This window comes from Mycobacterium sp. E2462 (genome assembly GCF_001672685.1).
Classification (GTDB): Bacteria; Actinomycetota; Actinomycetes; order Mycobacteriales; family Mycobacteriaceae; genus Mycobacterium.
Window position 1 is genome coordinate 1 of sequence record NZ_LZKC01000472.1, and the last position, 21,047, is coordinate 21,047.

A 21,047-nucleotide genomic window follows, 5' to 3' on the forward strand; every position below is an offset into this window, starting at 1 on the left:
CACCAAAGGCGTTGACACGCCTGCGGATCAGGTCGGGCACCGGCGAGGGGGATGCCGCCGCGGTGGGGCAGCGCCGGTGGGACGCCGACGCGCCGGAGGCCGCGCCGCATGTGATCCGGCGCTGGCCCATCGAAGCCCTCGCGGACCGCGAATAGCCGTGACTCCCAAAGATATCGCCGTGTTCTTGGCGTTAGCTTCGGCGTTGTGCGTGGCCGTCGGCGACGTGCTGCAGCAGCGGGCGGCGCACTGCGCCGAGCATCGGTCGCTCGGCCATGTGGGGCTGTTGGGCGTCTTGGTGCGCAATCCCCGATGGTGGTGCGGAGCCGCCCTGCTGGTCGCGAGCATCGCGTTGCAGGCGGCCGCGCTGAGCCGGGGTTCGGTGCTGCTGGTGCAGGCGCTGCTGATGCTGTCGTTGCTGTTCGCCCTCCCGGTCAACGCCTGGGTGTCGCACCGGGTGGTGCACCGCGGCGAGTGGATCTGGGGCGGCCTGCTGACGGCGGCCGTCAGCGTGGTCGTCACGGTGGGGCACCCGGCGGCCGGGCACTGCGGCGCGCCGCTGCGCAGCTGGATCGCCGTCACGGTGGTGCTGGGTTCGCTGTTGACCGCGTGCGCGGTGGCCGGTCGCCGGTTGGGCGGTGCCGCGGCGGCGGCGTTGTTCGCCTTCGTGGCCGGGTCGTTGTGGGGGGTGTTCGCGGTGCTCACCAAGGAGGTCGTCGCCCGCCTCGGCGTCGGTGCCGCCGCGGTGGTGCGCACCCCCGAGTTGTACGCGGCCGCGTTGGTGGTGGCGGGCGGATTCGTGTGGGGCCAGGCGGCGTTTCGGGCGGGCCCGCTGACCGCCTCGATGCCGACGCTGCAGATGGCGCAGCCTGTGGTGGGGGCGGTGCTGGGTGTCGTGGTGCTCGACGAGACGCTGACCACCGGTCGCGCCGGGGCCGCGGCGCTGGCGGTGGCGGCGCTCGTGATGGCCGCGGCCATCGTCAAACTCGCCCGCGTGGAGGCCGTCGCCACCCACGCGGAGATCGAGGAGCGCCTCGACGACGAGGTCGGCCAGCCGGCGTAACCGACACGCGCTGCTGCTACCGCGTCAAGGCCGCGATGTGCGGAGCCGAGCCACTACAATGCTTGCGATCATCTGTGGTCAGCGGTGACCAACTGAGGAAATTTCGTGGAAGGTCACTCCATGTTGTCTTTGCGCGCGCGGCGATCGTGGCTGGCTGGCGCGATGGCCGTGGTTGCCGTGCTGGGCGCCGGATGCGGCGGTGACCACACCGCGGCGCCCGCCAAGGTCATTTTCGACAAGGGCACCCCCTTCGCCGACCTGCTCGTACCCAAGCTCACCGCCTCGGTGACCGACGGCGCCGTCGGGGTGACGGTGGATTCCCCGGTGACGGTGACCGTCGCCGACGGCGTGCTGGCCTCGGTCACCATGGTCAACGAGAACGGCAGGTCGATCAGCGGCCAGCTCAGCCCCGACGGGCTGCGCTGGTCGACGACCGAGCAGCTCGGTTACAACCGGCGCTATACGTTGAGCGCGAAGGCGCTGGGTCTCGGCGGCGCGGCGAACAAGCAGATGACCTTTCAGACCAGCTCGCCCGCCCACCTGACCATGCCCTACGTGTCGCCGGGTGACGGTGAGGTGGTCGGCGTCGGGGAGCCGGTCGCGATCCGGTTCGACGAGAACATCGCCAACCGGGCGGCCGCGCAGAAGGCCATCGCGGTCACCACCAACCCGCCGGTCGAGGGCGCGTTCTACTGGCTGAACAACCGCGAAGTGCGTTGGCGCCCAGAGCATTTCTGGAAGTCGGGCACCACCATCGACGTCGCGGTCAACACCTACGGCGTCGACCTGGGCAACGGGATGTTCGGCGAAGACAACGTCAAGACGCACTTCACCATTGGCGACGAGGTCATCTCGACCGCGGACGACACCACCAAGATGGTGACGGTGCGGGTTAACGGCGAGGTGGTCAAGACCATGCCGACGTCGATGGGCAAGGACAGCGCGCCAACGGCCAACGGCGTCTACATCATTGGCGCGCGGTTCAAGCACATCATCATGGACTCCTCGACCTACGGGGTGCCGGTCAACTCGCCCAACGGCTACCGCACGGAGGTGGACTGGGCGACCCAGATGTCCTACAGCGGAGTCTTCGTGCACTCCGCGCCGTGGTCGGTGGGGGCGCAGGGGCACTCCAACACCAGCCACGGCTGCCTCAACGTCAGCCCCAGCAACGCCGAGTGGTTCTACGACCACAGCAAGGCCGGCGACATCGTGCAGGTGATGAACACGGTGGGGCCGGTGTTGTCCGGCACCGAGGGGCTGGGTGACTGGAACATGCCGTGGGCGCAGTGGAAAGCGGGCAACGCCAACACCTGACGGGTCAGCCGGTCTTGTGCCAGGTACCGCAGTCGCGCGTCATGAACGCCTTATCGCCGGGCAGGATCTGCACGATCTGGGGGCCGTCGCTGACGTTGTTGTCGATGATGTCGCCGGTATCGAGGCTGCGCAGCCGCGCCCAGTAACAGCCGTACTTCCCGTCGGTGCGGTAGGTGCCAGGGTCGATGTCGGAGCCGACGACGAACGTGCCGTTGGTGTCGATCGTCGTCTTCGGTCCCGGCGGAGGCGGCGGGGTGTAGGTCACCGTGACGGTCTTCGTCAGCGGCGGGGGCGTGGACGTGACCGTGGCGATCGGTTGGCCGGACCCGGCACAGCCGGTGAGCGCGATCGCCGTCCCCGCGACGGCGGCCGTCTTGATCAGCATCACAAGGCAGGCTAGGCGGCGACGTCAGTCGCCGACGTGTTGGGGTGAGTGACGGGACTCGAACCCGCGACCCCCAGGATCACAACCTGGTGCTCTACCAACTGAACTACACTCACCATGGCCGCGAGCCGGTCCCCGCGAGGGGGCCCAACGAGCGGCGACGTCGATACTAGCGGCTCGGCGCCTCGGGGGCCGAATCGCTCGACCCGGTGGCGTCGGTGGGGCCCCCCAACTCGGCGACCACGGCCTCGATCTCGCTGGTCGACGGGCCCGGCGGCGCGACGAACGCGGTCCGCCGGTAGAACTGCAACTCGCGGATCGACTCGTGGATGTCGGCCAGCGCCCGGTGGGCCAGCCCCTTGACCGGCTGGCCGAAATAGATCCGCGGGTACCAGCGCCGGCACAGCTCCTTGATGGAGCTGACGTCGATCATGCGGTAGTGCAGGAAGTCGTCGAGGGCGGGCATGTCGCGGGCGATGAAGGATCGGTCGGTGGCGATCGAATTGCCCGCCAACGGCGCGGTCTTGGGCTGCTTGACGTGCTGGCCGATGTAGTCCAGCACCATCGCCTCGGCCGTCGCCAGGTCGACGGTGGACGCCCTGACCTCGTCGGTCAGCCCGGAGCGCGCGTGCATCTGGGTGACCACCTCGCCCATCGCGGCCAGCGCGGCGTCGTCGGCGTGGATCACGATGTCGATCCCGTCGCCGAGGATGTTCAACTCGGCGTCGGTGACCAGGGCCGCAATCTCGATCAGCTTGTCCGACCCCAGGTCGAGCCCCGTCATCTCGCAATCGATCCACACCAGCGTGTCGCGCACGCCGCTCAGACTAGGCCCTTTCGGGGGCCGCGCCGGTCATCGCCCCCGGTTCGGTGGGCAGAAGGAGAAGTAGGGTGAGCGCTGGACGGCGAGGCGAAGGGAGGCGGCGCGATGGGCACCGAATCCGCGGCGACGCCCGCGAGGCGGATCGCGGACGGCTACCGGGTGGACGGGCAGGCGCTGGGACTGGGCGCCGTGGTGGTCGACGGCGTCGCCGACCCGAGCGCGCAGATCCGAATCCCGCTGTCCACCATCAACAGGCACGGGTTGGTCGCCGGGGCGACCGGTACCGGCAAGACCAAGACGCTGCAGCTGATCGCCGAGCAGCTCAGCGCCGCCGGTGTCCCCGTGCTGATGGCCGACGTCAAGGGCGACCTGTCCGGGCTGGCGCGTCCCGGGGAAGGCAGCGACAAGACCGACGCCCGCGCCCGGGAGACCGGCGACGACTGGGCGCCGACGGCATTCCCGGTCGAGTTCCTCTCGCTGGGCACCGGGGGAGTGGGCGTGCCGGTGCGGGCCACCGTCGAAAGCTTTGGGCCGGTGTTGCTGTCAAAAGTGCTGGGGCTCAACGCGACTCAGGAGTCCACGCTGGGCCTGATCTTTCACTGGGCCAAGGGCGCCCACCGGCGGCTGGTCAGCCTGGACGACCTGCGCGGGGTCATCAATCATCTGACCGGTGACGAGGGCAAGGACGATCTGAAATCGCTGGGTGGCGTGTCGCCGACGACGGCGGGCGTCATCCTGCGGGCGCTGGTGAACCTCGGTGGCGAGGGTGGTGACACCTTCTTCGGGGAGCCGAAGCTCGACCCGCAGGACTTGCTGCGCGTCGAGCAGGGCCGCGGCATCGTCTCGCTGCTGGAGTTCACCGGCCAGTCGTTGCGGCCGGTCATCTTCTCGACGTTCCTGATGTGGTTGCTGGCGGACCTGTTTCACGAGCTGCCCGAGGTGGGCGACGTCGACAAGCCCAAGCTGGTGTTCTTCTTCGACGAGGCGCACCTGCTGTTCGCCGACGCGTCCAAGGCCTTCCTGGAGCAGGTCGAACAGACCGTCAAGCTGATCCGGTCCAAGGGCGTCGGGGTGTTCTTCTGCACCCAATTGCCCACCGACCTGCCCAACGACGTGCTGTCGCAGCTGGGCGCCCGCATCCAGCACGCCCTGCGCGCGTTCACCCCCGACGACCAGAAGGCCCTCAGCAAGACCGTCCGGACCTACCCGAAAACCGATGTGTACGACTTGGAGTCGGCGCTGACGTCGCTGGGAATCGGCGAGGCCGTCGTCACCGTGCTCTCCGAACGGGGCGCACCCACTCCGGTCGCGTGGACTCGCATGCGGGTGCCGCGTTCGCTGATGGCTTCGATCGGCAACGACGCGATCGCGGCGGAAGCGAAACGCAGTGCCCTGCAAGCGAAGTACGGGCGAACGGTCGAGGCGCCGGAACCCCCGCCGCCGACGCCACCGCCCCCGCCGCCGGCGTCGGGACCGCAGGCGCAGCCCGATCCGGCCCCCGGCACCGAGGCGCTGCCGCCGATGCCCGCGCCCTACGAGCCGCGCGAGCCGGGGCTTCTCGAGCGGGTGTGGCATGACCCCACCGTGAAAAGCGGCGTCAACACCGCGATTCGCGAAGCCATCCGGGGCCTGTTCGGTTCGGGCCGGCGCCGCCGGTAACGCCTAACCGCCGCCCAGCTTCTTGTAGAAGCTGCCCACGATCGGTGCGACGATCGCGCGCGGGGCGTAGCCGCTGGCCACCGACATCGCCTTCGACGTCAACCCCGGTACCACGCGCATCTTGTTGCGCTGCAATGCATTCAAGGACTTTTTCGCGGTGTGTTCGGTGGAGATCCACAGGAAGTCGGGCACCAGCCGTTCGACGATCGACGCCTCGGTCTCGTCGGGAAGCTCCGTGCGCACCGGCCCCGGCGCGAGCAGCGTGACATGCACGCCGTAAGCGCGGAGTTCACCGCGCAGCGATTCGCTGAACGTGTTGGCGAACGCCTTGCTGGCCGCGTACGTCGCGTTGTACGGAATGGGTGAATTGCCCGCCGCGGATCCCGAGATCAGGATGCCGCCCGCCTTGCGCTCGACCATGCCCGGCAGCACCGCGAGCACCAAATCGTGCACGCCAAGGACATTCAGTTGCAGCTGAGCCTTCTCCTCCGCGGCGCTCAGCGTCGCGACCGGACCGAAGGTCGCGGTGCCCGCGTTGGCGCACAGGATCGAGATCGGGCGCGCGGCGAGCTCGTCGCACAGCTTTGCGCGTTGGTCGGGATCGGCGAGGTCGGCGGGCCGCACCTCGACGCTGACGTGGTACTTCGCGGACAGCCGGGCGGCCAGATCCTTGAGCAGGTCCTCGCGCCGCGCGGTGACGATCAGGCTGTGGCCGCGCGCGGCGAGTTCGGTGGCCAGCGCTTCACCGATGTTCTGGGAAGCTCCGGTGACGACGGCGCGGGCCTCGGGACTGGGAGCGGGTATCGGCATGCGCCCATGGTAGACAGCCGGGCTCTGGCGCGGCGGCTGGCCCGTGCGGCACATAGAGTGCCGGGCATGGGCCAACCGGAGCCGGGTACGTCCCCCGTCGTGCGATCTCGAGTGGTGGCGTGGGCGTTGTGGGACTGCGGCTCCACCGGGCTGAACGCGATCGTCGCCACGTTCGTCTTCGCCGTCTACCTCACCAGCAGCGTCGGGACGGGCATCTCCGGCGGCGTCACGCCCGCCAGCTGGCTGGGCCGCGCGGGTGCCATCGCCGGGTTGACCGTCGCGCTGCTCGCACCCGCCGTCGGTGTGTGGGTCGAGTCCCCGCACCGCAGGCGGGTGACGCTTCGGGTGCTTACCGGCCTGGCGGTGGCGCTGACGTGTTCGATGTTCTTCATCCGCGACCGCCCCGAATACCTGTGGGCGGGCCTGGCCCTGCTGGGCGCGACGGCGGCCTGCGGCGACCTGGCCAGCGTTCCCTACAACGCGATGCTGCGCCAGCTCTCGACACCGCAGACCGCCGGTCGCATCTCCGGAATCGGTTGGGCCGCAGGCTATGTCGGTAGCGTGCTGCTACTGCTCGTCGTCTACACGGGGTTCATTTCCGGATCCGGCCCGGTGCGCGGCCTGCTGCGGGTGCCCGTCCACGACGGGCTCTACGTCCGCGAGGCCATGCTCGTGGCCGCCGCGTGGCTCGCGGTGCTCGCGCTGCCGCTGCTGTTGGCGGCGCAGCGGCTGCCCGACACGGTGGAGGCCTACCAGCCGACGACCATGCTCGGCGGCTACCGCAAGCTGCGGACCGAGGTGTCCGCCGAATGGAAGCGCGACCGCAACCTGGTCTACTTCTTGTTCGCGAGCGCGCTGTTCCGCGACGGCTTGGCGGCCATCTTCGCCTTCGGCGCGGTGCTGGGCGTCAACGTCTACGGCATCTCACAGGCCGACGTGCTCATCTTCGGCGTGGCCGCCAGCGTGGTGGCGGCCGTCGGGGCCGTGTTGGGCGGATTCGTCGACCACCGGATCGGGTCCAAGCCCGTGATCGTGGGGTCGCTGGTGGCGATCGTCGTGCTGGCGTTGACGCTGATGGTGCTGTCCGGGTCGCTGGCGTTCTGGGTCTGCGGGCTGCTGTTGTGCATGTTCATCGGGCCGTCGCAGTCCTCGGCGCGCGCCCTGCTGCTGCGCATGGCCAAAAACGGCCGGGAGGGCGTGGCCTTCGGCCTCTACACGATGACGGGGCGGGCCGTGTCCTTCGTGGCGCCCTGGCTGTTCTCGGTGTTCGTCGACGGGTTCGGCGCCGTGCGCGCCGGGCTGGGCGGCGTCGCGCTGGTGCTGGTCGCGGGGCTGCTGGGGATGTTGGCGGTCCGGGTCCCGGTGCGCGGTGCCGCGGCGGCCGAGGCCGTGTAACGCGGCGCCCGAGCCCGCGTGACGCGCCGGCTCAGCCCCGCGCGTCGCAGATCGTCAGGCCCCCGCCGATCCGGCGGCTGACCTGCACGCCGTCGATGCTCACCGAGCAGGTGACGCTGTGCCCGATGTTGACGATCGTCACGTTGGCCGGGTGCACCGCCGCCCTGGACAGGCTGACCTCTTTGGTCCACGGCAGCGCGACGTTGAATTCGGTCTGGATCAGGTCGCCGGTGTCGATGTACATCACGCTGATCGCCCGCCCCTCCCCGGCGACGGTGTACACGACGTCCTGCATGCCGGCCGGGCCGGTGGTCCCGCTGGGCGTGGGTGGCCCGGTCGTCGGCGGGATCGGCGCCGGCAGGCGCGACGGTGACCTGTGCACCGAGGGCGGGGGAGCCGCCGTCGTCGTGGTCGGCTCGGGCATGGCGGGCAGCGGGGGGACGGCGGTCTGGGTCTTGATCGCGTCGTTCGCCAGGACCAGCGCCATCACGAGGGCGACGACGAGCAGCACCGCCGCGACGGCGGCGATCCACAGCCAGCGGGGCGATTTCGGCCCCTGCGGCGGCGGCAGCGGTGCCAGCACCTCGGTCGGCGATTCCCCGGCCGGCGGCATGTCGTGCTGCGCCCAGTACGCCGGCAACGGCCTGGTGGGGTTGGTCTGGTTCGCGCGCGGAGCCCAGGGCGGGAGGTGCCCGCCGTAGGTAGGTGCGTAGGGGGCCTGGTCGGCGTACGCGGGATCGACGGGGGGCGAAGTGCGCGGCCCCTGCGCCCCCGGCCTCGGCAACGAGGGGCGATAACGTCCGGTGGGACGTGAATCGTTCATGTCCACCTCATGGCATGCAGGGTACCTGGATTGGGGGCCGTCGACCCCCCTCACTGTGTGGCCCGCACCGTCACGGGCACTCGGGTCCGGCGGCGAGCGCGGCGACCGTCATCGCCCGCATCACGGCGCGCGAGCGTGCCGCCCGGCGGGGTTCGCCACCTGCGTTGTCGGCCGGCTTGACGCTGTGCGGCGTCGAATTGAGCAGGCCGAACGCCGCGTGAGCGGTGAGCCGTGCATCGGCCTCGTCGAGGTCGGGATGCAGCTCGCGCAGGACTCCGACCCACACCTCCACGTACTGCCGCTGGGCCTTGCGCACCTGCTTGGCGGCGGCCTCGGGCAAGTAGGCGAGGTCGCGGTCCTGGATGCGGATCAGGTCGGGCTCGCCGAAGGCGAATTCCAGATGGAAATCGATGAGGCCGTCGAGTGCGTCGGCATCTCGGGGGTTGCGGGCGCGCACCTCGCGCGCGCCGGTGAGCAACCGGGTGCTGATGCCGACCAGTAGCTCGACCAACAGCGACTCCTTGTTCGCGAAGTGCCGGTAGATGGCCGGCCCGCTGATTCCCGCCGCGGCGCCGATGTCCTCCAACCGGACGGCCAGGAAGCCGCGTTGGGCGAAGAGCCGCTCGGCCGCCGCCAGCAATTGCTGGCGCCGGTCGGACTTCAACTGGGTGCGACGGTTCGGCGCATCGGATCGACCGTCAGGGGTGGCCCTGGACGCGGAGCTGGCCATGAGACCTCCGGTTGGTTAATCGCCCCTAACTCATACGGGTTCTGGGCGGTGAACTCAAGCGCACGGACGGCGCCGCCCGGTGCGACGTCCCTGGACGCGGCGGTGCGCCGATGGTATTGTCGGCAACCGGTTAATGAGCATTAACTCAACTGGCCGGACGGCAAGGAGGCTGCGGCGGCGATGGACAGGGTGGTGGTCGCGTGGGCCGTGCCGGTGGCGACGAATCGCGAGGCCCTTCGGTGACCGCGACGACCGCCGGCGTCGCGCGGGCGTCCGGCTTCGCCGACGAGCACCGCCGCCTGGTCGCCGAACTTCGGACCCGACTGGCAGAGGCGGCCCTCGGTGGCAGCGAGCGGGCGCGCGAGCGCCACGTCAGCCGCGGCAAACTGTTGCCGCGCGACCGGGTGGATCGCCTGCTGGATCCGGGCGCCCCGTTCCTGGAACTGTCCCCGCTGGCCGCGACCGGGATGTACGGCGACGAATCCCCGGGTGCCGGGATCATCACCGGCATCGGCCGGGTGTCGGGCCGCGAATGCGTGATCGCGGCCAACGACGCGACGGTCAAGGGGGGCACCTATTACCCGATGACGGTCAAAAAGCACCTGCGCGCTCAAGAGGTCGCGCTGCAGAACCGGCTGCCGTGCATCTACCTCGTCGACTCCGGCGGCGCCTTCTTGCCGCGCCAGGACGAGGTGTTTCCCGACCGCGAGCATTTCGGGCGCATCTTCTACAACCAGGCGACCATGAGCGCCAAAGCGATTCCGCAAGTCGCGGCGGTCTTGGGCTCGTGCACGGCGGGCGGCGCGTACGTCCCGGCGATGAGCGACGAGGCCGTCATCGTCCGCGAGCAGGGCACGATCTTCCTGGGCGGCCCACCGTTGGTGAAGGCGGCCACGGGGGAGATCGTCTCGGCCGAGGACCTGGGCGGCGGCGACTTGCATTCGCGCGTCTCCGGCGTCACCGACCACCTCGCCGAGGACGACGAGGACGCCCTGCGGATCGTGCGCGCGATCGCGGCGACGTTCGGGCCCCGCGCGCCTAGCCCGTGGGAGACGACGCCGACGGTCGACGCCGCGCACGCGCAGACGGAGCTCTACGACGTGGTGCCGCCGGATCCGCGGGTGCCCTACGACGTGCGCGAGGTGATCGTCCGGCTGGTCGACGGCGGCGAATTCAGCGAATTCAAGGCCAATTACGGCAAGACGCTGGTCACCGCCTTCGCCCGCATCCACGGCCACCCGGTGGGCATCGTCGCCAACAACGGCGTGTTGTTCAGCGAATCCGCGATGAAGGGCGCGCATTTCATCGAGCTGTGCGACAAGCGCACCGTGCCGCTGCTGTTCCTGCAGAACATCGCCGGATTCATGGTCGGGCGCGACTACGAGGCCGGCGGCATCGCCAAGCACGGCGCCAAGATGGTGACGGCGGTGGCGTGCGCCCGCGTGCCCAAGCTCACCGTCGTGATCGGCGGATCCTATGGGGCGGGCAACTATTCGATGTGCGGCCGGGCGTACTCACCGCGCTTCCTGTGGATGTGGCCCAACGCCCGGATCTCGGTGATGGGCGGCGAGCAGGCCGCCTCGGTGTTGGCCACCGTCCGCGGCGAGCAGCTCGCGGCGGCAGGCACGCCATGGTCGGGCGACGACGAAGAGGCGTTCAAGGCGCCGATCCGCGCGCAATACGAGGATCAGGGCAACCCGTACTACTCGACCGCCCGGTTGTGGGACGACGGCATCATCGACCCAGTCGACACCAGAACCGTTGTCGGGCTCGCGCTTTCGGTGTGCGCGCAGGCGCCGCTGGAGCCGGTCTCCTACGGCGTGTTCCGGATGTGAGCGCCGTGTTTACGACCGTCTTGGTGGCCAACCGCGGGGAGATCGCGGTGCGCGTGATGCGCACCCTGCGGCGGCTGGGCATCCGCTCGGTTGCCGTCTACAGCGACGCGGACGCCGGCGCCCGCCACGTGCTCGAGGCGGACGAGGCGGTGCGGTTGGGGCCGGCCGCGGCCCGGGACAGCTACCTCGACATCGCCAAGGTGGTCGACGCGGCGCTACGCACCGGGTCCCAGGCGATCCACCCCGGCTACGGGTTCCTCTCGGAGAACGCCGAATTCGCGACGGCCTGCGAGCGCGCCGGCGTGGTGTTCCTGGGACCGCCCGCGCGGGCCATCCAGGTGATGGGCGACAAGATCACCGCCAAAAACGCGGTGGCCGCCTTCGACGTCCCGGTGGTGCCCGGCGTGGCGAAGCCGGGCCTGAGCGATGACGAGTTGGTCGCGGCGGCCGACCAGATCGGCTACCCCGTGCTGATCAAGCCGTCGGCGGGCGGTGGCGGCAAGGGGATGCGGCTGGTCGAGGAACCGGCCGGGCTGCGCGCCGCGCTGATGAGCGCGCGTCGTGAGGCCGCCTCGTCGTTCGGGGACGACACACTGTTCCTGGAGCGATTCGTGTTGCGCCCCAGGCACATCGAGGTGCAGGTGCTCGCCGACACCCACGGTAACGTGGTGCACCTGGGCGAGCGCGAATGCAGCCTGCAGCGACGCCATCAAAAGGTCATCGAGGAGGCGCCGTCGCCGCTGCTCGACCCGCAGACGCGCGCGCGGATCGGTGCCGCGGCATGCGACACCGCGCGCAGCGTCGACTACGTCGGCGCCGGCACCGTGGAGTTCATCGTCTCCGCCGAGCGCCCGGACGAATTCTTCTTCATGGAGATGAACACCCGCCTGCAGGTGGAACATCCGGTGACCGAAGCGGTCACCGGCCTCGACCTGGTGGAGTGGCAGCTGCGGGTCGCCGCCGGCGAGAAGCTGGCGTTCGGCCAAGACGACATCGAACTGCGCGGTCACGCGATCGAGGCGCGGGTGTACGCCGAAGATCCGGCGCGCGGCTTCCTGCCCACCGGCGGCCGGGTGCTGGGCGTCGTCGAACCGTCCGCCGACGGCGTGCGGGTCGACTCCTCGCTGCTGGCCGGCGTGCACGTGGGCAGCGACTATGACCCGATGCTGAGCAAGGTGATCGCCCACGGCGCCGATCGCGACGAGGCGCTGGCCATCCTCGACCGGGCGCTGAGCGCGACGGCGATCCTGGGCGTGCAGACCAACATCGAATTCCTGCGCTTCCTGCTCGCCGACCCGCGGGTGCGTGCCGGCGACCTGGACACCGCGCTGCTGGATCAGCGGCTGGGCGACTTCGCCGCGCTGCCCGCCCCCGATGACGTGCTGGCCGCCGCCGGTCTGTACCGGCAGGTGATGCTGTGTCGCCGCGCGGCGGGCAATCCGTGGGCGCAACCCAGCGGGTGGCGCGTCGGCGGCCGCCCGGCACCGGTCCGCACCGCCCTGCGCACCCCGCAACGCAGTGAGACCGTCAGCGTGTGGGGGCCACCGGAGTCCGCCCTGGTCCAGGTAGGCACGGCTGAAATCGCCTCGGCCACCGGGCAACTCGCCGCGGACCGGCTGATCGTGACCCTGGACGGGCTGCGTCGTGAGTACCGGTGGGCCGAGGCCGAGCAGCACCTGTGGATCGCCGACGAGCGCGGCACCTGGCACCTGCACGAAGCCGAGGAACAGCGGATCCAGCGCGCCGCCGGGCAGCGCCAAGCCGAGATCGTCAGCCCGATGCCCGGCAATGTCATTGCCGTGCAAGCCGAATCCGGAGCCGAGGTCGCTGAGGGTGACGTGGTGGTGGTTGTCGAGGCGATGAAGATGGAGCACTCGCTGACCGCGCCGGTCGCCGGAGTGCTCGAGGTGCTGGTGTCCGTCGGTGATCAGGTCACGGTCGATCAGGTGCTGGCCCGGCTGGACGAAGGCGGCAAGGAGTAGAGGAATCATGACCACAGCCATCACGGCAGGAACCCTGCCGAAGGAATACGAGGACCTGCGGGGAACGGTCGCCGAGTTCGCGCGTACCGTGGTCGCGCCGGTGTCGGCCAAACACGATGCGGAACACAGCTTTCCGTACGAGGTTGTCGCCAAGATGGGCGAGATGGGGCTGTTCGGACTGCCGTTCCCGGAGGAATACGGCGGCATGGGCGGCGACTACTTCGCGCTGTCGTTGGCGCTCGAAGAGCTCGGCAAGGTCGACCAGTCGGTGGCGATCACCCTGGAGGCCGCGGCGAGCCTCGGGGCCATGCCGATCTACCGGTTCGGCACCGAGGAGCAGAAGCAGAAGTGGTTGCCGGACCTGACCGCGGGCCGGTCCCTGGCGGGCTTCGGGCTCACCGAGCCCGGCGCCGGCTCCGACGCCGGCGGCACCCGGACCACGGCCCGGCTCGACAACGGCGAGTGGGTGGTCAACGGTAGCAAGCAATTCATCACCAATTCCGGCACCGACATCACCTCCCTGGTCACCGTCACCGCGGTCACCGGGACGTTGGCCAATGGTAAAAAGGAGATCTCGACGATCGTGGTGCCCAGCGGCACAACGGGTTTCATTGTCGAGCCGGTCTACAACAAAGTCGGCTGGAACGCCTCGGACACCCACCCGTTGTCGTTCGACGACGCCCGCGTGCCCGAAGAGAACCTGCTCGGCACCCGGGGCACCGGCTATGCCAACTTCCTGTCGATCCTCGACGAGGGGCGCATCGCGATCGCGGCGCTGGCCACCGGCGCGGCGCAGGGCTGCGTCGACGAGAGCGTCAAGTACGCCAAGGAGCGCCAATCGTTCGGCCAGCCGATCGGCTCGTATCAAGCCATCAGCTTCAAGATCGCCCGCATGGAGGCCCGCGCACACGTCGCGCGCACGGCCTACTACGACGCCGCCGCGAAGATGTTGGCGGGCAAACCCTTCAAGAAGGAGGCGGCCGTCGCGAAGATGGTCGCGTCGGAGGCGGCGATGGACAACGCCCGGGACGCCACGCAGATCCACGGCGGCTACGGTTTCATGAACGAGTACCCGGTCGCGCGGCACTATCGCGATAGCAAGATCCTGGAGATCGGTGAGGGGACCACGGAAGTGCAGCTGATGCTCATCGCGCGGTCGTTGGGGCTCTCATGACCGAGCACGGCGGCAAGTCCGTCGTCCAGCGGGGCCTGTGGTTCGAGGAGTTCGAGATCGGCACCACCTATCGGCACCGGCCGGGCCGCACGGTCACCGAGGCCGACAACGTCTTGTTCACCACGCTGACCATGAACACCCAATCGCTGCATCTCGACGCGGCGTGGGCCGCCGACCAGCCGGGCTTTCGCGGGGAGCGCCTGGTGAATTCGATGTTCACCCTGTCCACCCTCGTCGGGTTGTCCGTGTCGCAGCTGACGCTCGGCACCATCGTGGCCAACCTCGGCTTCTCCGAGGTGTCCTTTCCCAAGCCGCTCTTCCACGGGGACACCCTGTACGCGGAAACCGTCTGCACCGGCAAGCGGGAATCCAAGAGCCGCCCCGGCGAGGGCATCGTGACGCTGGAACACACCGGCCGCAATCAGGACGGCGACGTGGTGGCGCGGGCCGTGCGCACCACGCTGGTGCAAAAGCGTCCGGGCAACTCGGAGGCCGAGTGAACCTGCACGACGCCGGGCCGGCGTGGTTGTTCTGCCCGGCCGACCGTCCCGAGCGCTTCGCCAAGGCCGCCGCCGCGGCGGACGTGGTGATCCTCGACCTCGAGGACGGGGTGGCGGCGGCGGACAAGCCCGCCGCGCGCGTGGCGTTGCGGGAGACCCCCCTGGACCCCGAACGCACCGTCGTGCGGATCAACGCCGCCGACACCGACGAGCACCCCCGCGACCTGGAGGCCCTCGCCTCGACCGCGTACACGACGGTGATGTTGTCGAAGACGGAGTCCGCGGCGCAGGTGCGGGCGCTGGCGCCGGGCGACGTGATCGCACTGCTGGAGACGCCGCGCGGCGCGGTGTTCGCCGCCGAGATCGCCGCCGCGGCCGGCACCGTCGCCGTGATGTGGGGCGCCGAAGACCTGGTCGCCACGCTGGGCGGCAGCTCGAGCCGCAGGGCCGACGGCAGCTACCGCGACGTCGCGCACCACGTGCGGTCCACCGCCCTGCTGACCGCGTCCGCGTTCGGCCGGGTCGCGCTCGACGCGGTGCACCTCGACATCCGCGACCTCGACGGGTTGCGGGCCGAGGCCGAGGATGCCGTGGCGCTCGGCTTCGCCGGAACGGTGTGCATCCACCCGAGCCAGGTGCCCGTGGTCCGCGCGGCGTATCGGCCGGCCGAGGAAAAGCTGGACTGGGCCCGGCGGGTGCTGGCGGCCGCCGAGACCGAGCGCGGCGTCTTCGCCTTCGAGGGGCAGATGGTCGACTCGCCGGTGCTCAAGCACGCGGCGGCGCTGCTACGGCGGGCGGGGGAGTCCGGCTAGCGTCGCTGCGCCGCGGCCAATCGCGTGGCGAATTCCGGCGACTGGATCGAATACAGCTGCGGCCCAAGCTCGGTGCGCATGGCCAGGTCGTGGTGCTCGGTGTCCAGCGCGCCCGGGCTGACGGTGGCGCGCATGGTGGCTTTGGTCGCGAGCACGACCTCGCGCGGGGCCGACGCCGGCCCGGCGGCCAGCTCCTTGGCGGCGGCCACCGGGTCGTCGGCGACGTCGAGCGCCAAACCATGGCGCACGGCCGACTCGGCGTCGAACCGCATCCCGAACAGCAGGGCCGCGCGGGCGACCTGCGGCCCCACGCCTCGCTGCAACATCCACGTCGCACCCCCGCCGGGATGGATGCCCAGCTGCTGGAAGCGGGCGTCGAACAGGGCCCGCGGGCCGGCGATGCGCACGTCGGCGGCCAGGGCCAGGTTCAGCCCGGCGCCGACGGCCGCGCCGTGGACGGCGGCGATGGTGGGTAGGCGGCATTCCCCGACCGCCATGAAGCCGTCGTAGAGGTGCCGCAGGCCCGTCTCGGCCGCCGCGCCACCCGCCGCGGCGAGCGCGGCCAGATCCGCCCCCGCGCAGAACGCCTTGCCTGCACCGGTGATGATCACGGCATGCACGTCGGGGTCGGCTTCGGCCCGCGCCACCGCGTCGCGCAGGCGGGCCGACATGTCGGCGGTCACCGCGTTACGCCGGTCGGGATCGTTGACGGTGATCAGCGCGACGCGGTCGTCGACGCTGTACAGGACGAGATCTTGCTGCGTCATCGCACACCTCCGGGTCCGGGTGCTCAAAGGCCGGTCCGCGCCGCCTCAGGGCAAGTCAGCGTACTTCGACGCAGCCTATGTGCGTCGCGCCGGGCCGACCGCGGGATTCCGGGTGTGGCTACCGCCGGTTCTTTTTGACGCCATAAATTGACCTTTGGTCTCTTTTGCGTGGACTTTGCGAACTGTCGTCTTCTCGCTTGCGGCCACTTCTGACAGGTCACCCTGTGCATACTGCTGAGCATTCGCCAAAGGCGACGCAGCAAATTGCGTCGGATGCGTTACTGGTTAGTAACAATGGCGGCGCAGTGCACCTCTCTTTGACCGGTTTGCCCCGCATTAGCTGGGCAAACCTTCAATCAAGGCGTCCCAATCGACCACCAGCGCGGCGCGGAGCGCACGCCTCGAGCTCACTGCTCGGGTTTCGCCAACTTCCGGGCCAACTCGTCGAGCTCGGCCTGCCGTTGCCGCACCGCGCGCGCCCGCCGACTCGCGTTCGTCTCGTGCGCGGCCGTCCCCGGTTTTGCCTCGCTACGGAGCCGCGTATTGGCGTAATGTATTGCCGCGTCGATCATTTCGATGTAGCGCTCTGCGTCGTCCTGCACGCAAGAACCCTCGATGCGCTGCACCTCGTCCCAACACGGAAAGGACGCATACCTGGCATCGAGTTGTTGCTGCGATACCAGGGAACCGAAGTAGCCGCGCCAGTCGCGACTAAGCCAGCCGCGCGTTTTCACCTCGACTTTAATGCGACTTCCGACACCCGCTACGAACCTCGGTTCGCCGACACGAACCACCGGTTGCCAATCACTCACCGTCATTGATTCAACACCCCTCGAATGGAGACGCCTGAGTGATGACCCCGCTAGCGCCTCAACCCGTACCGACACGCCATACTATTATTCCCGAATTCAATAAGCCAGAAACTTTTATAGATTTGTTGTTTTTATCGTTTGCGATGCGATGACCGGTCGGTTGTGGTAAACGCCAGCGCAATCTCGCGGCAAGGAGCGGTAGCGCACGCCCATAAACGACGGGCGACGCAGCAATTCGCCAGCCCGTAGCAGCACGGGCGCGGCGGCGTTTCGCAAGGCACGGAAGGCATTCCCGCCTAAGCGCTGCGGTCAAACCCGGCCAGTCGGGCGTCGCGGCATACCCGCCCACCTCAAGGTTCTTTCAAGGATCCACCAAGACACCGCGCCGATGCTCGGCCAAACCGGGAAGCGCATCCGCCATTCCGGTTCGACGGAAGGAGTGCCCAGTGCCGAGCCCCACGAAGTGCCAAATCGATAAGAAAATCGGATACGCCCGGCTGGCGCTGGTCTGTACCGTCACCGCCGTTCTGGTGGCGCTCGGTATGGGCATCGCCTACCTCAACGCACCGGTCGCCGGTCGGCACTGCTCGGTGCGCAACGCGACCGCGCGCGACGCGGCCGGGCACGTCATGATGTGCAACCCGTCGCCGAGCGGCAGCCACGACGTCGTCTGGCAGTACCTGCCGGGCGCATAAGCCCTGAACCCAAGCGCCGCAAGGTGTTTCGATTGCGCCAGACCGCCGCGGGGCGTACGTTGCGGCCATGGGAATCACACGCGGCCCGCGCCCCGACGGTGTCATGCCGCTCAAGTACCAGGCACTGATGGCGGCGGCCGCGGGCGCGGCCGCCGCGCGACCGGTGACGCCATTGCTCGAGGACGCGCGCTGCGCCGGCGCCTCGGAAGCCGAGATCGCCGAAGCGCTCGCGGTCGGCGCGCGGTTCGGCCAGGTCGAGACCCGGCGCGCAGGCGCGCAACCTTCGGTTGGTTTGTCGTTGCGGGGCAACGGCTTTCGTCGTTCCTGCGCGGGATGGGTCGCGGCCGTGTGCACCGCTGCGCTGGTGTTCGCGGCCGTGGCCGGCGCGTCGCCCGGGCGGGCCGACGGTTGCGGCGACGGCGGGTCGGCACCGGCCGGCGGCTGCCCCGACCCGGGGGCGCCGCCGCAGGCCGGTCTGAGCCGGCCCGCTTGGCTCGGGGCGATTCAGCAGCGCGACCCGCAGTTCGCGGAGTCTTACTCGGCGATGCGTGAGCGCATCCTGCGCGACGGCGCGATCCCGGCGAAGTACAAGCTGCTGATGGCGATGGTGACCGACGCGATCGCCGCGCACCCCGACGGCGTTCGGACCCTGGCGGGCAACGCCCGCGCGGCCGGCGCCTCGGAGCCCGAGGTCATCGAGGCGGTCGAGGTTGGCTACCTGTTCGGCGGCACCGCGGCGCTGGTGATGGGGTCCAACGCGTTCACCGGCTGAACGCAAGCTTGCGGTTCCGCCCGGCGGGGTACAAGTCCGTCTGATCATGCAGCGCGGCCCGGGGGTGGTGATGTCGGCGGATTCGGACTGTCCGAAACGGATGGAGTTCGGACCGTGCGGCGGCGTGCGGCCCGACGGTCAGTGTGAGATGCGGCCCGGCGCGTGCGCGTTCGAGGACATCGTGCCCTGGTCCGGTCCGCAGCCGCCGCCCCGCCCGGCCCGCGCGCCTCTGGTGCTCACCGACTTCAGTTGCACGCCGTTCGACCGCGCCGACGTGGCCGCGACGGCCGGGCTGCTGGCGCCCGGCTGCGACGCCGTGCTCGTCGGCGAGCACCAGAACAAGCCCGATTTCCCGCCGACGCTGATGGGGTCGTTGCTGCTCGACGCGGGTGTGGCGCCGTGGATCACGTTGTCGTGCCGAGACCGCAACCGGGTGGTGCTCGAGCAGGAACTGCGGGGCCTGCGCAGCATCGGCGTCGAAACGGTGCTCTGCGTGACGGGAGACGGGCGCGGCTACGACGTGCGGCCCGACGTCACGCAGACCTTCGACCTGGACGGGCCGCGTCTGGTCTCGCTGGCCGCATCCGTAGGGGTGGTGCCGGCCGTGCCCGAGACGCCGACGGCGCCGCCCGTGCGGGGTCGTCCCGCCCGGCTGGTGGAGAAGCAACGCGCCGGTGCCGGCCTGGCGGTGCTCAATCATGTGCCGTTTCCGGACATGGTCGCCGACTTCATGGCCGCGGCGCTGGCGGGGGGCCTGACGATCCCCGTGATCGCCGCCGTCGCGGTGTTCACGGACAGCGTTTCGGCGGCGGTGCTGGAGGGGCTGCCCGGGCTGGAACTCGACGCGGCGGTGACCCAGCGGGTGCTCGGCGCTGCGGATCCGGTCTCGGCCGGGATCGCCGCCGCGGTGGACGAAGCGCGCGCGTTGCTGTCGATCGAAGGCATCGAGGGCGTCAACGTTTCCGGGCTCGCGTCGGCGTCGGGCGCCCGCGTCGGCGCGGAGATCAAGGCGGAGGTTGGTCGTCGGATTCGAGTGGAGGCATTGTGACCGAGGCGATGGAGGCCGAATTCGACACGGTCGCGGAGTGGACCGCGCAGGTGGCCGCGGACCTGGGCCCGCAATACCACGTGCCCGCGGGCTGCCGGGGCAGCGGCAGCCCGGCCGCGTTGGAATGGCTCATCGAGCAGTTGGAGTTGGAGCAGGGTGACCGGCTGCTGGACTCCGGCGCCGGCGTCGGGGGCCCCGCCGCCTACGCCACGAACTCGCGCTCCGTGCGGCCGGTGCTGGTGGAACCGGAGCTCGGCGCCTGCCGCGCCGCCCGGAAGCTGTTCGGCTACCCGGTGTTGTGCGCCGACGGGGCCGCGTTGCCGCTGGCCGACGAAAGTTTCGACGTCGCTTGGTCATTGGGGGTTCTGTGCACCACCCCCGATCAGCTCGGCCTGCTGACCGAACTGCGGCGCACGGTGCGAAGCGGGGGCCGCATCGGCGTGCTGGCTTTCGTCGCGCACCACGAGGAGGCCCGTAAAAGGTTGGAGGGCAACCACTTTCCGACGCCCGACGGGTTGGCCCGGTTGGTGAGCGAGGCCGGGCTGCGGGTCCAGGACTGGATCGGCACGTCCGAGCTGCCCGCGATCCCGGAGGATTGGACCCGGCGCGCCGACGCCGTTGAGAAGGCGCTGGGCGACCGGTACGGGCACACCCAGACCTGGCGGATCGCCGAGCGGCAGAGCTCGACCATCGGGGAACTGCTCGGCGACGGAACGCTGACCGGCGAACTGCTGGTGCTGCGGCACGGCTGAGCGCGCCGCAGCGTTTCCCGCGAACCGGCGCGGGTAGTCAACCGTAACGCTGACATCAAGGGAGAAGCCGTGAGCACCACCACCGCCTCGATCGACGTCGACCAGCCGATCGGCACCGTGTACAACCAGTGGACGCAGTTCGAGTCCTTCCCGGAATTCATGGAGGGCGTCGAGCAGGTCCAGCAGAAGGACGCCACCCACACCCACTGGCGCATCAAGGTCGGACCGATCTCGCGTGAATTCGACGCCACCATCACCGAGCAACACCCCGAGGAGCGGGTGGCGTGGAAGTCCGACAACGGCCCCGAGCATGCGGGGGTCGTCACGTTCCACCGCCTCGACGACCACAAGACGCGGGTGACCACGCAGATGGACGTCGACCCCGAAGGTTTCATCGAGCAGGCCGCCGACAAGCTGGGCATCCTCAAAGCTCGGGTCCACGGCGACCTGGAGCGGTTCAAGAAGTTCATCGAGAGCCGGCCGGGGGAGACCGGCGCGTGGCGCGGTGACGTCTCGCGCCCCGATGCCTGAGCGACCGCGCACCGGCGATGTCTGACCGCGCCGGCGGCGTGCGATGTGGGCGGTCACGCTGAGCGCCGAGGCGCTGCTGGCGCGTGCGGCGCAGGTAACCGGCGCGGGTGGCGGCGGTTCGCTGATGCACGGGCTGGTCCCCGTGGCGATCGAAGCCGTCACCGTCGCGGCCTTGGTCTACGCCATCGCGGGGCTCGGGCGCGCTTGGATCCGGCTGACGTTGGTTGTGGCGGCCGGCGTCCTCACAGCGGCGGGCTCGCACTGGTTTTACGGCACTCTCGGGCTGGCCAGCGAACCGCCGCCCTGGCAGATGTGGTTGTGGGCCGCGCTGGTGGGAGCGGCCGTCGCGATCACGATCGGGAGTT

The 21,047-nt window shown here is 69.9% G+C and carries 21 protein-coding genes, 1 tRNA gene and 1 pseudogene; 15 read left to right on the top strand and 8 right to left on the bottom strand.

Going from position 1 to position 21,047, the window contains the following annotated elements; all coding sequences use genetic code 11:
- The first annotated feature begins 157 nt into the window (after positions 1-157).
- Complete coding sequence (locus A5714_RS24170; protein WP_068289704.1) at positions 158-1,060, top strand: DMT family transporter; 903 nt, start codon at positions 158-160, stop codon at positions 1,058-1,060.
- A gap of 120 nt (positions 1,061-1,180) precedes the next feature.
- Positions 1,181-2,377 carry an Ig-like domain-containing protein gene (locus tag A5714_RS24175; protein ID WP_068289706.1) on the top strand — a complete coding sequence of 399 codons (1,197 nt, stop codon included), beginning with the start codon at positions 1,181-1,183 and terminating at the stop codon, positions 2,375-2,377.
- Positions 2,378-2,381: 4 nt separating this feature from the next.
- Here A5714_RS24175 and A5714_RS24180 read toward each other — a convergent pair whose 3' ends face one another.
- From A5714_RS24180 to orn, 3 genes are all read right to left on the bottom strand, one after another.
- A complete protein-coding gene (locus A5714_RS24180) occupies positions 2,382-2,762 on the bottom strand; it encodes a hypothetical protein (RefSeq protein WP_068289707.1) in 381 nt (126 codons plus the stop codon).
- Between the two features lie 40 nt (positions 2,763-2,802).
- A tRNA-His gene (locus tag A5714_RS24185) sits at positions 2,803-2,878 on the bottom strand.
- A gap of 53 nt (positions 2,879-2,931) precedes the next feature.
- Complete coding sequence (orn, locus tag A5714_RS24190; RefSeq protein WP_068289711.1) at positions 2,932-3,579, bottom strand: oligoribonuclease; 648 nt, start codon at positions 3,577-3,579, stop codon at positions 2,932-2,934.
- 111 nt (positions 3,580-3,690) lie between these two features.
- Here orn and A5714_RS24195 point away from each other — a divergent pair, with 111 nt between their 5' ends.
- Positions 3,691-5,244 carry a helicase HerA-like domain-containing protein gene (locus A5714_RS24195; RefSeq protein ID WP_068289713.1) on the top strand — a complete coding sequence of 518 codons (1,554 nt, stop codon included), beginning with the start codon at positions 3,691-3,693 and terminating at the stop codon, positions 5,242-5,244.
- Positions 5,245-5,247: 3 nt separating this feature from the next.
- Here A5714_RS24195 and cmrA read toward each other — a convergent pair whose 3' ends face one another.
- On the bottom strand, positions 5,248-6,054 hold the full coding sequence (cmrA, locus tag A5714_RS24200) for a mycolate reductase (protein ID WP_068289715.1): 807 nt from the start codon (positions 6,052-6,054) through the stop codon (positions 5,248-5,250).
- Positions 6,055-6,120: 66 nt separating this feature from the next.
- Between cmrA and A5714_RS24205 the strand changes: the two genes are divergently transcribed.
- A complete protein-coding gene (locus tag A5714_RS24205) occupies positions 6,121-7,449 on the top strand; it encodes an MFS transporter (protein ID WP_068289720.1) in 1,329 nt (442 codons plus the stop codon).
- Between the two features lie 31 nt (positions 7,450-7,480).
- Here the strand turns inward: A5714_RS24205 and A5714_RS24210 are convergent, their stop codons facing one another.
- The gene (locus A5714_RS24210; RefSeq protein ID WP_068289739.1) at positions 7,481-8,272 is read right to left on the bottom strand and encodes an MmpS family transport accessory protein; all 792 of its coding nucleotides are present in this window, start codon (positions 8,270-8,272) and stop codon (positions 7,481-7,483) included.
- A gap of 70 nt (positions 8,273-8,342) precedes the next feature.
- Positions 8,343-9,002, bottom strand: coding sequence for a TetR/AcrR family transcriptional regulator (locus A5714_RS24215; protein ID WP_082959947.1), 660 nt, complete (start codon positions 9,000-9,002; stop codon positions 8,343-8,345).
- A 239-nt stretch (positions 9,003-9,241) separates the two neighbouring features.
- Between A5714_RS24215 and A5714_RS24220 the strand changes: the two genes are divergently transcribed.
- Genes A5714_RS24220 through A5714_RS24240 form a run of 5 tightly spaced genes read left to right on the top strand, consistent with a single transcriptional unit; the run spans position 9,242 to position 15,305 of the window.
- Entirely contained in the window at positions 9,242-10,837 is a 1,596-nt protein-coding gene (locus tag A5714_RS24220; RefSeq protein ID WP_068289725.1) for a carboxyl transferase domain-containing protein, read from the top strand.
- 5 nt (positions 10,838-10,842) lie between these two features.
- Positions 10,843-12,819, top strand: coding sequence for an acetyl/propionyl/methylcrotonyl-CoA carboxylase subunit alpha (locus A5714_RS24225; protein WP_068289740.1), 1,977 nt, complete (start codon positions 10,843-10,845; stop codon positions 12,817-12,819).
- A gap of 7 nt (positions 12,820-12,826) precedes the next feature.
- Complete coding sequence (locus A5714_RS24230) at positions 12,827-13,993, top strand: acyl-CoA dehydrogenase family protein (protein WP_068289728.1); 1,167 nt, start codon at positions 12,827-12,829, stop codon at positions 13,991-13,993.
- Positions 13,990-14,493 carry a MaoC family dehydratase gene (locus A5714_RS24235; RefSeq protein ID WP_068289730.1) on the top strand — a complete coding sequence of 168 codons (504 nt, stop codon included), beginning with the start codon at positions 13,990-13,992 and terminating at the stop codon, positions 14,491-14,493. Before A5714_RS24230 ends, A5714_RS24235 begins: the two co-directional genes overlap by 4 nt.
- On the top strand, positions 14,490-15,305 hold the full coding sequence (locus A5714_RS24240; protein ID WP_068289732.1) for a CoA ester lyase: 816 nt from the start codon (positions 14,490-14,492) through the stop codon (positions 15,303-15,305). Before A5714_RS24235 ends, A5714_RS24240 begins: the two co-directional genes overlap by 4 nt.
- Here the strand turns inward: A5714_RS24240 and A5714_RS24245 are convergent.
- Positions 15,302-16,072, bottom strand: coding sequence for an enoyl-CoA hydratase (locus A5714_RS24245; RefSeq protein ID WP_068069945.1), 771 nt, complete (start codon positions 16,070-16,072; stop codon positions 15,302-15,304). The two genes, A5714_RS24240 and A5714_RS24245, sit on opposite strands and share 4 nt — an antisense overlap.
- A gap of 407 nt (positions 16,073-16,479) precedes the next feature.
- On the bottom strand, positions 16,480-16,890 hold the full coding sequence (locus tag A5714_RS24250; protein ID WP_068069947.1) for a hypothetical protein: 411 nt from the start codon (positions 16,888-16,890) through the stop codon (positions 16,480-16,482).
- A 440-nt stretch (positions 16,891-17,330) separates the two neighbouring features.
- Here A5714_RS24250 and A5714_RS24255 point away from each other — a divergent pair, with 440 nt between their 5' ends.
- The 6 genes and pseudogenes from A5714_RS24255 to A5714_RS24280 all read left to right on the top strand — a co-directional run.
- Entirely contained in the window at positions 17,331-17,579 is a 249-nt protein-coding gene (locus A5714_RS24255; RefSeq protein ID WP_068289734.1) for a hypothetical protein, read from the top strand.
- Between the two features lie 67 nt (positions 17,580-17,646).
- The gene (locus tag A5714_RS25745) at positions 17,647-18,351 is read left to right on the top strand and encodes a carboxymuconolactone decarboxylase family protein (protein ID WP_082959948.1); all 705 of its coding nucleotides are present in this window, start codon (positions 17,647-17,649) and stop codon (positions 18,349-18,351) included.
- 70 nt (positions 18,352-18,421) lie between these two features.
- Positions 18,422-19,399 carry a methylenetetrahydrofolate reductase C-terminal domain-containing protein gene (locus tag A5714_RS24265; RefSeq protein ID WP_156747482.1) on the top strand — a complete coding sequence of 326 codons (978 nt, stop codon included), beginning with the start codon at positions 18,422-18,424 and terminating at the stop codon, positions 19,397-19,399.
- Positions 19,396-20,151 carry a class I SAM-dependent methyltransferase gene (locus tag A5714_RS24270; protein WP_231975980.1) on the top strand — a complete coding sequence of 252 codons (756 nt, stop codon included), beginning with the start codon at positions 19,396-19,398 and terminating at the stop codon, positions 20,149-20,151. Before A5714_RS24265 ends, A5714_RS24270 begins: the two co-directional genes overlap by 4 nt.
- Before the next feature lie 69 nt (positions 20,152-20,220).
- Positions 20,221-20,682 carry an SRPBCC family protein gene (locus tag A5714_RS24275; RefSeq protein ID WP_068289736.1) on the top strand — a complete coding sequence of 154 codons (462 nt, stop codon included), beginning with the start codon at positions 20,221-20,223 and terminating at the stop codon, positions 20,680-20,682.
- 43 nt (positions 20,683-20,725) lie between these two features.
- Positions 20,726-21,047, top strand: a pseudogene (locus A5714_RS24280) (hypothetical protein); the annotation flags it as partial.

Bases quoted from the DNA above. Each gene is read 5' to 3' on its own strand.
- A5714_RS24175 (WP_068289706.1), top strand. From the start codon at position 1,181: ATGTTGTCTTTGCGCGCGCGGCGATCGTGGCTGGCTGGCGCGATGGCC.
- A5714_RS24180 (WP_068289707.1), bottom strand. From the start codon at position 2,762: ATGCTGATCAAGACGGCCGCCGTCGCGGGGACGGCGATCGCGCTCACC.
- A5714_RS24195 (WP_068289713.1), top strand. From the start codon at position 3,691: ATGGGCACCGAATCCGCGGCGACGCCCGCGAGGCGGATCGCGGACGGC.
- cmrA (WP_068289715.1), bottom strand. From the start codon at position 6,054: ATGCCGATACCCGCTCCCAGTCCCGAGGCCCGCGCCGTCGTCACCGGA.
- A5714_RS24205 (WP_068289720.1), top strand. From the start codon at position 6,121: ATGGGCCAACCGGAGCCGGGTACGTCCCCCGTCGTGCGATCTCGAGTG.
- A5714_RS24210 (WP_068289739.1), bottom strand. From the start codon at position 8,272: ATGAACGATTCACGTCCCACCGGACGTTATCGCCCCTCGTTGCCGAGG.
- A5714_RS24215 (WP_082959947.1), bottom strand. From the start codon at position 9,002: ATGGCCAGCTCCGCGTCCAGGGCCACCCCTGACGGTCGATCCGATGCG.
- A5714_RS24230 (WP_068289728.1), top strand. From the start codon at position 12,827: ATGACCACAGCCATCACGGCAGGAACCCTGCCGAAGGAATACGAGGAC.
- A5714_RS24235 (WP_068289730.1), top strand. From the start codon at position 13,990: ATGACCGAGCACGGCGGCAAGTCCGTCGTCCAGCGGGGCCTGTGGTTC.
- A5714_RS24245 (WP_068069945.1), bottom strand. From the start codon at position 16,072: ATGACGCAGCAAGATCTCGTCCTGTACAGCGTCGACGACCGCGTCGCG.
- A5714_RS24250 (WP_068069947.1), bottom strand. From the start codon at position 16,890: ATGACGGTGAGTGATTGGCAACCGGTGGTTCGTGTCGGCGAACCGAGG.
- A5714_RS25745 (WP_082959948.1), top strand. From the start codon at position 17,647: ATGGGAATCACACGCGGCCCGCGCCCCGACGGTGTCATGCCGCTCAAG.
- A5714_RS24265 (WP_156747482.1), top strand. From the start codon at position 18,422: ATGTCGGCGGATTCGGACTGTCCGAAACGGATGGAGTTCGGACCGTGC.